General features: G+C 76.1%; 2 protein-coding genes. Both read right to left on the minus strand.

The window, feature by feature from the left end:
- Window positions 1–12 precede the first annotated feature (12 nt).
- Window positions 13–6,243, minus strand: a complete 6,231-nt coding sequence (locus tag AF335_RS17410; protein ID WP_102919324.1) for a type I polyketide synthase — start codon at window positions 6,241–6,243, stop codon at window positions 13–15.
- Window positions 6,244–12,504 (minus strand): type I polyketide synthase, encoded by a 6,261-nt coding sequence (locus tag AF335_RS17415; protein ID WP_102919325.1) that lies wholly within the window; start codon window positions 12,502–12,504, stop codon window positions 6,244–6,246.
- Window positions 12,505–12,521 lie beyond the last annotated feature (17 nt).

Below are 12,521 nucleotides of genomic sequence, written 5' to 3' on the forward strand. Positions count from 1 at the left end.
ACAAACGGCCCTTCAGGCGCGGCCCAGTCGCATGCCCAGCCCCCGTACCCGGTAGATGCGGCGGTCGTCCACCCAGAGCCGGCCGTCGGCCAGGGCGTGGTGTCCCTGTTCGTCTTCGCCCTCCTCGGTGATGTCGATGCCGACGGTGACCTGCCGGTCCGTGGGGACGACCTGGCCGCGGTACCGCCACGTGAACTCCCTGCCCGTCAGGGGTTCGAGGGTGCCCGCGGCGATCGCCGCCGCCGGGGTGGTCCTCAGCAGGTGGAACTGCAGCAGCTGGGCGATCGCCTCCACGCCCAGGGAGCCGGGCTGTACCGGGTCCATGAAGAAATGCGACTTGAAGAACCAGGCGCCGGCGTCCACCGCCTTCTCGGCGCGCAGCCGGCCCAGGCCCGCGGGGCCGCCGTCCGGCCGGTGCCCGGTGACCCGGTCCAGCATCCGCAGCATGGGGCCGGGAAGCCGCGCGCCCCCGTCCGGTCGCCGCCCTGTGAGGTCGGCGCCCGGGTCGTACGGCATGGCCCACCGCGCGCGCTCGTCGGCGTCGGGGGGAATGCCGACCTGCCGGTCCAGGGCGGTCTGCGGGAAGAAGCCGAACGACGAGGTCACGGTCAGCAGGGGCGCGCCGTCGGCCGTGCAGTCGACGGCGAAGGAGACGATCGTGGTGTCCCCGTGCCGGACGGCGCCGGACAGCACTGCCCGGGTGCGCAGGGTCCGGGTGCCCGGGCGCACCTGCTCGTGCAGACGGGCGGTGCCGTCGAGGTTGCGGAAGACGAGCCGGGGGCCCGTGGCGATGGAGGCGTCGGCGGTGCGGACGGCGAGCCAGCCGCAGGGTTGCAGCGCCACTTCCATCAGCACCGCCCAGGGCATCACGGCGCTGCCGTTCTGTTCGAAGTACCAGACGTCCGGCGGCACGTCGTACTCGGCGACGACCGCACTGCCCGGCCGTGGCTCTCCCAGGGGCGCGTCCAGGGACGCGATCCGGCTCATGAAGTGGTAGGGCGGTCCGGGCAGGCGGATCGTCGTCGCCGCCCGGTCCAGGACGGCGGCCCACGGCCCGAATGCCTGGCCGGGGCGCCCCCAGGCGCAGGCGAGCAGCGACGGGTAGTCGAAGGCGAAGCCGTTCTCGGTGGCCACCGGACGGCGTTCGCGGTGGCCGGCGAGGCCGCCCAGCAGCCGGGGTTCGAGGCATGCGCCGGTGGTCTGCTCACGGTGCGGCCCCAGCTCCCGCCAGTGGTCCAGCGGGGCGTCCCGCACCAGGCGCAACGCCAGGTTCCGGCCGTGGAACGCGTTGACGCCGTCCACGCTGACCATGGCCTCCGCGTACAGCACGGGTTCCGGGCCGGTGCTCAGGCCGCCGACGTGGATCTCGTAGACCACGCGTCGGCTCGCCGGGGTCGCCTGGCCGCGGCAGCGGGACACGGCCGTGACGCCGGGCAGCGCCTCGAACCGGGCCCCGTCCCGGTCGATCGTCAGCCCGAGCGCGGCCAGGTAGAAGGCCATCGCCTGCTGGGTGCCGTGGCTCATCAGGGTGCCGGGGAGGACGGGGTCGTTCTTGAAGTGTCCTTCGAAGTACCAGCCGTCGGGGCGCAGTCGCAGCTCCGCGCGCAGATAGCCGCGGCCGAGCGGGCCTCCGGCCGGTTCGAACGCGGTGATCTCGTCGATGAGCAGGAGCCGCCCGCCGTCGATGCGGGGCGTCCGGAGGTGGGCACGGGTGGTGTGCCACGCGGGTCCGAAGCAGTCGTAGGGCCTGCCTTCGGCGAAGGCCCGTACGGCCTCGGCGCCGAACCGGGCGGCGGTGGGTGGTGGGGTGACCGGTTCGAACGGCAGGTCCGGGGACGGGACCGTGCCGGGGGTCCACCGGATGCCTTCCGCCGCGGCCAGTTCGGTGTCGGTGAAGAATCCGGCCTGGCCGTTGCGGATGCTGAGGACGTGCTCGCCGTCGGCGAAGCAGTCGGAGTGGAAGAAGAAGAGCCGCGTGCCCCGGTGATGCGCGTGGCCGTCGACATGGATCTCGTACCGCAGGGTCTGTCCCAGCCTGGGCATGGTGCCGTGGTAGGCGGCTTCGCAGCCGAGGAGCCGGTAGACGCGCTCGCCCCGGTTGAGCAGGTCGACGCCGAGCCAGCTGATGAGGAGCAGGTCGGCCTGGCCGGCCTCGGCCAGGAGGCCGCCGGGGACGCGGCCGGTGTGGTCGAGGAACCAGGAATCCGGCCTGAGATCGGTCTCGGTCCAGATGGTTCCCGTTCCCATGGAGGCCGGTGCCGCGGCGATGCCCGTGACGCGGTCCACCAGCAGCAGGGGCGGCCCGGGCAGCCGGGTCTGGCGCCGGTAGCCGTCCTGGGCGGCGAACAGCGGGCCGAAGAGTTCGGAGACCGGGCCGTCCGCCAGGCGTTCCAGCTGGGCCCGGTCGAACTTGGGCCCGGGCAGAGCCGGTTGCGGCGGCGGAGCGGGGAGCGGTGCGGGGCCCGGACGCGGGCGGGCCGACGGGCGGGGAACGGCGTTGCCCAGCAGGTGCCGGCCCTCGAGGTACCGCCGGTGCAGGGCGGTCAGCTCCGTCAGGTACTGCCGGTGCAGGGCGGTGACCCGGGTGCGGTGCCGTGCGACGGCCGCGGTGCCAGCCGCCGGGGGCGGGTCGGGCGGCGGCGCGGGCGGCCCGGCGGCCCGCTCCCCTCCCGCCGGGACCTCGGAGAGCACCGGGGACAGGTCCGGTGCCGGCCGCATGACGGTGCCGGCGGTGTCCGGTGCGGGCAGCCTGACGGCGCGGGGGTGGGCCGGTACGCGCAGCGTCCGGTCCACCGGCGTTCCGGGGCGTCCGGCGCCGGGGTCCGTGCGGGTCCGGCCGAGCAGGCTCAGCAGGAGGGCCGGGTCGCACAGGCCGGCGGACGCCAGGCGCTCCACCGACCGGTGCAACCGGTGCAGGGCCCGGCCGCCGGGTTCGTCGAGTGCGACCGCCAGGTGCTCGCGTCCGTGCAGGATGCGGCCGATCCAGTCGGTGCACAGGGAGAGGGGGCCGTGCTCGACGAAGACGCGGACGCCGTCGGCGTAGGCCCGCTCGATCACCGCCGGGAAGTCCACCGTCGTGGTGGCCTGCGCCGTGATGGCGTCGGCGGCGCTCTCCTCGGTGGGCACGTACGGTTCGGCGGTGTCGCCCCGGTAGAAGCGGACGCCCGGGACGGGCACGGTGCGGCGGCGGTGCAGCCGGTGCCAGGCGTCGCGGACCGCCTCCAGTTCGGGGGCGTGGGCGGCGATGTCGTAGTCGAGCCGGACCGCCCGGTGGGCGAAGCGGTCCCGTACCAGGGCGGCGCAGGCGGTCTCCTCGCCTCCGACGACGCAGACGCCGGGGGCGTTGACCGCCATCAGGTGCACGGCCGGTTCGGCGGCGACGGCCTCCCGGACCTCTTCCAGCGGCGCGGTGAGCAGGTAGTTCCGCCAGCGGAGCCCGGTGATGCCCCTGGCCCGCCAGGCGCGGCGGACCGCCCGGTACTCGCCCGTGACGTCGCGGGTGAGCAGGTCGCCGCGCCGGGCGTCCTCGGCCAGGGCGGCGGCGTCGGGCCAGGCTTCCAGGGCGACCAGCGCGGAGGTCTCGCCCGAGGAGTAGCCGATGGCCGCGTCGGGACGCAGGCCGAGCAGGTACCGGGTGACGAGGGTGTGCAGGGCGGCGAGCCGGGTGGTGGCCCAGATCCTGCCGAGCACGCCCGTGTCGGCGAAGTCCGCGGGCGGCCAGGGGACGTCCTCGGGGTTGTCGCAGCGGTGCCGGACGGCCTCGGCGAGGTCCGGCAGGGCGAGGGTCAGCTCCCGGCCCATGCGGGGGTAGGCGGCGGAACCGTTCGTGTATACGAAGGCGACCTGTCCGTGCCGCCGGGCGGGCGCGGCGCGTAGCCGCACCCGCCGTCGCGGGCCCTCCAGGACCGGGACGACGGCCTCGGCCGTACGCAATCGCGCATCGAGTTCGGCGAACCGGCCCGGCCGGGGCCTGACTCCGTGGCGCAGGGCGGTGACGGCGGTCGCGACGGCGAGCAGGCCGGCGGCGGCGTGCGGCGTGCCGAACAGCGCGGAGTTGTCGCAGCATTCCTCCGTGCCGTCCAGGGGGACGGTGCTCACCCGCAGGTCGGGCGGGCCGTCGCCGGGCTCAGACTCGGGCTCAGGCCCGGACTCGGTCTCGTCCAGGACCGCCAGGACCGGTTCCCCGGCCCGCTCCGCGTCCGGCAGCCGTTTGAGGACGAGGACGACCGCGGCGTCCCCCGGCGCCCGGTCCACGCCCAGTTCCCGCAGGGCTTCCCGGTGCACGGGGTCGTGCGCGAGGTCGACCGCTCCGACGATCGCGGCGTCCGCCTCGTCCGCCCTCAGGAGGCGGGCGGCCAGGGCGAGGGCGGCGGTGCCGGAGTCCTCCTCGGCCGAGACGGTGAACCCGGGGCCCTCCAGGCCGAGTTGGTAGTTGATCCGGTTGGCCGTGATGTTCATCATCGCCCCCACCACGCCCGCGGCCGTGCCGGGGGGTGTGAAAGCGTCCCCGAGCCCGTCCCGCGGGCCGGGCGGCCGGAGCAGTCCGGAACGCTGCCAGAGGGCGTCGATGCGCAGTCGTCCGGCGTGCCTGCCCACCTGCGGATCGACTCCCGCCCCGACGACGACGGCCGTGCGCGGGGGCGGCATGGTCACACCACGGGCCGCTTCTCGTGCGGCGTCGAGGACCAGCAGCTGCTGGGGCAGGCTCTCCCGGAGGTCCAGGGGCGGAAAGCGCAGGCCCTCCAGGGCGAGACCGACGCTCTCGCGCGGTTCCCCGACGGGCCTCCCGAAGCCCACGGCCGCGTGGAAGTCACCTGTGTCCCCGTCCCGTCCGGCCCTGACCGCGAGCGCGACCACGGCGACGGGGGCATGCCGCCGGAGAGCCGTGGCAGGAGGCGGCGGGAGGGGCGGCGGGACATGCGCGTCCCAGGCGTCCAGGACGAGATGGGCGTTGGTGCCTCCGAAGCCGAACGCACTGACCGCGGCGCGGCGCGGCCCCGCCCAGTCCTCGTGCTCCGTGACGAGCCGGAGCGGCTGCCCGTCCAGCGCCGTGGCGGTGCCGTCGTGCGGGGTCGCCGGCCGGACCCCGGCACTGACCGCGCCGACCGCTTTGAGCAGGGCGACCGCGCCCGCCGCGGTCAGCAGATGGCCGACGTTGGCCTTCGCCGACCCGACCGGCAGGGCGGGGTGGGCGGCGAAGACACGGCCTGCCGCGCGGACCTCGACGGCGTCGCCGACGGTCGTTCCGGTGGCGTGGCATTCCAGCAGGCCCACGGACTCCGGTGGTACCCCTGCCGAGACGTAGGCGGCGCGCACGGCGCGTTCCTGCCCCGCGGCGTCGGGGGCGATGAGTCCGGAGGCGCGGCCGTCGTTGCCGAGGCCGATGCCGCGCACCACGGCGAGCACCTGCCGTCCCTGGTCCACGGCGTCCGCCAGTCGCATGAGCGCGAACAGGGCCGCCCCCTCGGCCGGTACCAGGCCGTCGGCTTCGCGGTGGAACGGCCTGCTGCGTCCGGTCGGGCTGAGCACGCCCATCGTCGCGAAGCCGCCGTGGATGAGCAGGGCGTCGGAACGGCTCACGGCGCCCGCCAGCATCAGGTCCGCCGACCGGTCGTGGAGCCGGTCGCAGGCGAGCTTGACCGCGTACAACGAGGTGGCGCAGGCGGCGTCCAGGGCGTACGCGCCGCCCTCCAGCCCCAGCGCGCGGGCGGCGAGCAGGGCCGGAAGCCCGGAGGAGAAGCGGTTGAAGGCGTGCGGACGGGGCGGCAGCGCGGCCAGCAGGGCGTCCCGTACCGGGGGGTCCTGGGCGGACAGCCAGACGTGTTCGGTGTGGCGGACGGCGGCGGTGGAGGGGTAGGACAGATTGCCGAGCACCAGGCCCGAGCGGGTGGGTGCGGCGGCGGGGAGCCCGGCCTCGGCGAGGGCCTGGCGTCCGGCGTGCAGGACCCAGTGGAAGAGGGGGTCCAGCCGCAGGATCTCCGCGGGGCCCAGGGCGAATCCGGTGGGGTCGAAGGCATCCGCGAAGCCGCGGACGAATCCGCCGGTGCCGGTGGCGGGGCGGTGCGGGTGGCCGGGTCCGGACGCGGTGGCCCCACCGGTGGGGAGCGGCACCCCCCAGCGGTCCGGTGGGGCGGGCCGGAGGCTGACCCGGCGGTCCAGGAGGTTCCGCCAGAACTCCTCCGGGCCCGACGCGTCCGGCAGTACGCACCCGCGTCCCACGACGGCGACGGGTTCGAAGGTCATCTACGTCTCGCCTCCCCGGCTGTCGCCGGCCGCCGGTACGTCCGGCCGCCGGACCAGTTCCACGTCGAGCAGGTCGGCGAAGGGGGCTCCGTCCCGGTCCGTCAGCCGCAGGTGGCACCGGGCGTGGTCGCCCGCCACCCGCACCGGCAGCACCCGGCAGGTCACGCGCCCCGGCGCGGGACCCAGGAGGTACGGGCGGAAGGTGCCGACGGCCATGGGGAGCGTGGCGTGTCCGAGGGCTTCCCGTGCCCAGAGCACGGCGAGTTGCAGGGCCCCGTCGAGGACGGCCGGGTCGGTCTGCCATGTGTCGCCGGGCCAGCCCAGTGCGGCCAGGCCGGCGAGGGTGCCCCGGGCACCGGCCGGCCCCACCCCCTCGACGCTCGCCAGCGCGTGCAGCAGCGGGCCGTGGAAGAGCAGTTCCCCGTCGTAGATCCGCGCGTGAGGCCAGGGCGGCAGGCCGGGGTCGTGCGTCTCCGCCGGTACGGGCGGGACCGCGCCCGCCGAGCCGTCGGCGGGGGCGGCGAGCGCCCGGCAGTGGACCCGGCCTCCGGCGCCGCGCAGTTCCACGGTCAGCGAGCCGGGCCGCACGGTCCCGCTCGTTCCGTGGAGGGTGAACTCCCGGTCCTGGGTGTCCGTCGCCTCCCAGGAGGCCGGGAGCAGGACGCGGATGTCGCGCAGGGTCGGGGTGGCGGCGGGGTTCCAGGCGCGGGCAGCCGCGAGGATCCACTCCAGGGACTGGGCCAGGGGCAGGACCGTCCTGCCCCGGAGGACGTGGTGGGCCAGGTGCGGGTGGGTGGCCGGGGTGACGCGCGCGCCGGCGGCCTGTGGGTGCCGCAGTCCGGTCGGCGGCAATACGGCGGGGAGCTCCTCCCGCGCTCGGGCGCCGGCGGGCACGGCTACGAGGAGCACCCGGTCGTCATCGCTCGGGCGGGTCAGTTCCTCGACGAACGCCTGTGCGCCGGCCGGGACGTCCAGGAGAGGCACTCCGGCCGCCGCGAAGTGGTCCGCCAGTGCGGGGGTGACCATGCCGCCCTGCCAGGGGCCCCAGGCCAGGGAGCGCACCCGGCAGCCGGGGCGGGCCGCCGCCTCGGTGGCCGCCGCCTGGTGGAGGGTCTCGTTGGCCATGGCGTAGTCGCTCTGTCCCGGGTTCCCGAAGCAGCCGGCGACGGACGAGAACAGGCAGAGGGTCCGCAGCGGGTCGTCGGCCGTCGCGTCCAGGAGCACGCGCAGCCCCGAGACCTTGGTGCCGAAGACGTCGTCGAACTGCTGGTCGGTCTTGTCCGCGATCCGTTTGTCCGCCACGACTCCGGCGCCGTGGACGATGCCGGTGACCGGCCCCCACTCGGTGCGCACGGTGTGCAGGGCGGCTCGCACGGCACCGGGGTCCCGCGTGTCGGCCGGGACGTAGCGCACGGGTGAGCCCGCTTCCTCGATCGCGGAGAGGGTCTCCCTGATCTCGCGGACGGCGAGGACGCGACGGGCCTCCTCGGCGAGTTCGGCCGGGGTCGCGCCCGGCCGCCGCGCGGCGAGGGCCCGTACGAGGGCGGGCCGGTCCCTCCCCGGTGGCAGCCCCGGGGGCTCGTCGGCCGGTTCGGTGCGGCCCAGCAGCGCCAGCCGCGGCCGCCGGGACCGGGCGAGCGCCGTCACCGCGGCGGCGGTCACCCCGCGGGCGCCACCGGTGACGACGAGGACGTCGTCGGGGCCCGGGCCGCCGTCCTCCGCCCCCGGCGGGGCCGGGACGGCCACCACCGTCACCCGGCTCCCGTCCGCGGGGAGGCCGGCCTCCAGCAGCGGCCCCCCGTGGAGCAGTTCCCCGACGACGGCGTCGGCCACGGCCCGCGGCGAACGGCCCGAGCGCGCGCAGTCGACCGCCTTGACCACGGCCCCGGGCCATTCCCCGGCGAGCGTCCGCACGAGTCCCGCGAGGCCGCCCAGCCAGGCCCGCTCGCCCCGCGCGCCCCGCGCTCCGAAGTCCCCGCCGGTGTCCTGCACGGTGACGAACACCCCGCCCTCCTCGGCGAACCGCGGTGCCACCGTGCGCGCCGCCCGGAAAGCGTCCCGCTGGACCTCCAGCATGGCGTCGACCGTCAGGTCCTCGGCCAGGCCGCCCAGGAGCAGCACCGCCCGGCTCTCCGGCGGCGGCTCCGGGACGGGCTCGGCGGGGACTCCCCGCTCGCCCAGGAGCCCGGCCACGAGGGCGGCGAGGCCGGAGCCCCCGTCGACCACGTGCAGGACGTGCTCGCCCAGGCCGGGCACCGCCAGGCCGGTGGGCGGGGCGGGGACGGCGCGCAGCGCGTAGCGCCCCGGGACGGCCGGGGGCGGGCCCGGCGCCGGAGCGGCGGGCCCGGGAGGGAGTCCGGGCGCCGAGGCGGGACCCGGAAGAAGCTCCGGCGCCGGAGGGGGGCCGGGAGCGAGCGCCGGTGCGGCGGTGACGCCGGCCGCCTCCCGCATCTTGTCGACGACCTGCCGGAGTGTCCGCAGCGACACCAGTTCCACCGGGTCGCCCTGGATCTCGGGCAGGTCCCCGGTCCGCTGGCGCAGCACGGAGAGGATCTCCACGCGTTTGATGGAGTCGATGCCCAGTTCCGACTCCAGCTCCATGTCCAGGTCGAGCATCTCGGGCGGGTAGCCCGTCCGTTCGGCGACCACGGCCAGCAGCGTCTCCTCCAGCAGTGCGGGGTCGAACTCCGCCGTGCCGGGCGCGGTGGCCGCGTCGGCGGCCTGCGGGACGGCTCGCGGCGGTGCCGGGGCGGCGGGACCGGGAACCGCCGTGCTGTCCGGCCGGGCGGCCGGGGACGTGGCAGGGGATGCCCCGGGCATGCCGGAGGGCCACTCCGGGAGCGGGGCCGCGGGCTCACCGGGCGCGGTTCCCACCAGCGCCGCGAAGGACGTCTCGGACATCCTCAGGAACGCCTGATGCGCCTCGCTCATGGAGCGCAGGAAGACGGCGTGGGCTTCGGCGGTCTGGCGCTGGGCATCCTCGATCAGGGTGATCCGGGCGTCGTCCTCGCCGGTCGGCGGGCGTGGGGACGGGTACGCGTCCGGCGGTACGGGGAACGGCGCCGGAACCGGCTCGGGCCCGGGCCCGGGCCCGTACAGCGTCACGGTCGGAGCCGGGACGCCGGGCAGCGCAGGCGCCTCGGGCATGTCGAAAACGCCGGGTGGTGCGGGCGCCGCGTCGGGCCCGGCAGGCGGTGCGGCAACAGCGGGCGGCACCGCCGAGGGCGGCGGCGCGGGAGGTGCCGGCGGGACGGCCGCGCCGGGCCCGGTGGGCCGCGTGGGTCCGGGGGTCTCGTCCGCGGTCTTCCGCCGGCCCGCACTCCCCTGCCGGTTTGCGCTCCCCTGCCGTTCCGCGGCTTCCCGGGCCGCGTCCTGCGGCGGGTAGCGCCGTCCGTAATTGCCGCCGTCGATCTGTACGGTCATCCTGGGCGCGCGTTCCCGGCCTGCGGGGCGGGGCATGGCGTAGTGCTGCCAGTACGGCGCGAAGTCCAGCGGGATCCCGTGGACGGAGAGCCTGGCCAGCGCGTCCTGGAGGGCCGTCACACCGTGCGTCCCGCGCCGGTCGAGGGGTACGGCCAGGTGGGGCCTGTCGCCGAGGATCCGGTCCACCAGCGCCGTGAGGGTCGTGCCCGGCCCGGCCTCGACGAAGGTCCGCACCCCGGACCGGTACATGGCCTCGATCTGTTCCGTGAAGCGCACGGGTTCGGTCAGGTGGCCCGCCAGGCGGGCGCGGATCTCCTCGGCGGCGGCGGGGTAGGGCGTGGCGTCGGTGTTGGAGAAGACCTCCGGGCCCGGGGGCGAGAGCGTGGCAGTCGCAAGGGCTGCGGCGAAGGGGGCCCGGGCGGCGGCGACAAGCGGGCTGTGGAAGGCGGCGGAGGTGACCAGCGGCACGGTGGCGGTGCCGGCGGCCTCCATCCGCGCCGCCACCGTCGCGATAGCCTCGGGCGTGCCCGAGACAACCGTCTGCCGGGGACCGTTGTGGTTGGCGATCCACACGTCCTCCCCTTCGGACCGCGTCAGCGCTTCCCTGACCTCGGGGAGGCCGGCGAGGACCACCAGCATCGCCCCCGGCGTCGCGGCCCCGGCGTCGCGCATCGCCTCGCCGCGGGCGCGGGACAGGCGCATGAGCGTTTCGCCGTCGTACACGCCCGCCGCGTGCAGGGCGACGAGTTCGCCGAGGCTGTGGCCCGCGACCGCGTCCGGGCGGAGGCCGAACTCCGCCAGCAGGGCGAGCAGGGCCAGGCTGTGTGCGGCCAGGGCGGGCTGCGCCCACTCGGTGGCCGTGAGCAGCTCCTGCTGCGCGGCGCGCCGGTCGTCCGGTACGGGTGGGGGGAAGACCACGCGGTGCAGCGGCACCGCGTCGGGACCCGCTCCCCCGGGGTCCGCTCCCTCGGGGCCCGTCCCGCCCACGGCGTCCCAGACGGCGAGCGCCCCGGGGTGGTGGGCCGCCAGGTCGCCCCCCATGCCCACGTACTGGGCTCCCTGGCCGGGGAACAGCCAGGCCAGGCGGCCGGGCTCGGGCGGCCCCGCTCCCCAGTGCAGGGCGAGCGGCCGGGAGGAGGTCTCCCCCGTGTCCAGGCCCACGGCGGCCTGGTCCAGTTGCTCGACGAGCCGGGCGGTGTCGGTGGCCAGTACCGCGAGCCGTCGGCTCGCGTCGGGCCGGAAGTCCTCCTGCGTACGACGGGCCAGGTCGGCGAGACCGTGCGCCGGGCGGGCGCCGGCCTCGTCCGCGGCCCGCCGGAGGTCCGCCGCCCGCTCGCGGAGCTCGTCGGCGGATCCGGCGCAGAGCAGCAGAAGTTCCGTCGGCGCGGTGCGCAGGCGCGGCCGGGAGCCGGCGGGGGTACGGGACGGAGCCGGAGCCCGGTGCTCCTCCAGCGTGGCGTGGAAGTTGCTGCCGCCGAACCCGAAGCTGGAAACGGACGCGCGCCGCGGGGTGTCACCGGCCCGGATCCACGGGCGGGTAAGGGTGTTGAGGTAGAACGGGCTGGTCTCCATGTGCAGGCCGGGGTGCGGACGATCGGCGTTGACGGTCGGTGGCAGCACCTTGTGGTGCAGGGCGAGGACGGCCTTGAGCAGGCCGGCCGCTCCCGCCGCGCTCTTGGTGTGGCCGATCTGGGACTTGACCGACCCCAGGGCGCACCACTGCCGGCCGGCGCGGCCGCTCGACGCGAACACCTCCCTCAGGGCCGCGAACTCGGCTTGGTCTCCCGCCTTGGTGCCGGTGCCGTGGGCCTCGACGAGTTCGACGGTGGCGGGTGCGTAGCCCGCTTCCTCGTAGGCCCGGCGCAGGGCGAGTGCCTGGCCCCCCGCCCTGGGCGCGTAGATGGCCGTGCCGCGCCCGTCGGAGGAACTGCCCAGGCCGCGGATGACCGCGTACACGCCGTCGCCGTCGCGTTCCGCGTCGGCCAGGCGTTTGAGCGCGAACATCACCACGGCCTCGCCGAGCATGGTCCCGTCGGCGTCCTCCGAGAAGGGGCGGCACTCCTGCGTCGGGGAGAGCGCCGGGGTGGTGGTGAAGCAGCAGAACATGCCGATGTCGTTCGTCGCGTCGACGCCTCCGGTGACGACCAGGTCGGCACGGCCCAGGGAGAGTTCGTCGAGGGCGATGGACAGGGCGGCGAACGAGCTGGCGCATGCCGCGTCGGTGGTGTGGTTCGTGCCGTGCAGGTCGAAGCGGGCGGCGATGCGCCCGGCGACGACGTTGCTGAGCAGACCGGGAAAGGTATCCTCGGTCGGTCCGGGGTAGTGGGCGGCGATGCGGTCGCAGACGGCTCGCGCCTCGGCCTCGGGCAGGCCGTGCTCCCGCAGGGCCTTGAGCCAGACCGGCCGTTGCGTCGGGGCGTTGGACTCCGTCAGGAGTCCCAGTGCGGCCGTGCCGAGCAGCACGGCGACGCGATCGCCGTCCGGCCGGACGGCACCGCCGTCCGCGGCGTCCCGCAGGACCTGCTCGGCGACCAGAAGGGCGAGCAGCTGCGCGGTGTCCGTCGACGCGAGACTGTGCGGCGGGATGCCGTAGGCCATGGGGTCGAAGTCCACGGTGGGCAGGAACGCGCCACGGCGCGTGTAGACCTTCTGCGGGGTGCCGGGGACGGGGTGGTAGTAGTCGTCGAGCAGCCACCGGGTCGGCGGGATGTCCCGCATGAGGTTCCGGCGGCCGAGGATCAGCCGCCATCCCTGCTCGACGTCACGGGCGTCCGGCAGCAGGGCGCCGAGCCCGACGACGGCGACGGGTACGCGGCGTGGGAGTGGCTGATCCGGCATGGTGGGGTCCTCGTGTC

Source organism: Streptomyces eurocidicus (assembly GCF_002891295.1).
In the GTDB taxonomy this organism is placed as follows: Bacteria; Actinomycetota; Actinomycetes; order Streptomycetales; family Streptomycetaceae; genus Streptomyces; species Streptomyces eurocidicus.

Bases quoted from the DNA above. Each gene is read 5' to 3' on its own strand.
- AF335_RS17410 (WP_102919324.1), bottom strand. From the start codon at position 6,243: ATGACCTTCGAACCCGTCGCCGTCGTGGGACGCGGGTGCGTACTGCCG.
- AF335_RS17415 (WP_102919325.1), bottom strand. From the start codon at position 12,504: ATGCCGGATCAGCCACTCCCACGCCGCGTACCCGTCGCCGTCGTCGGG.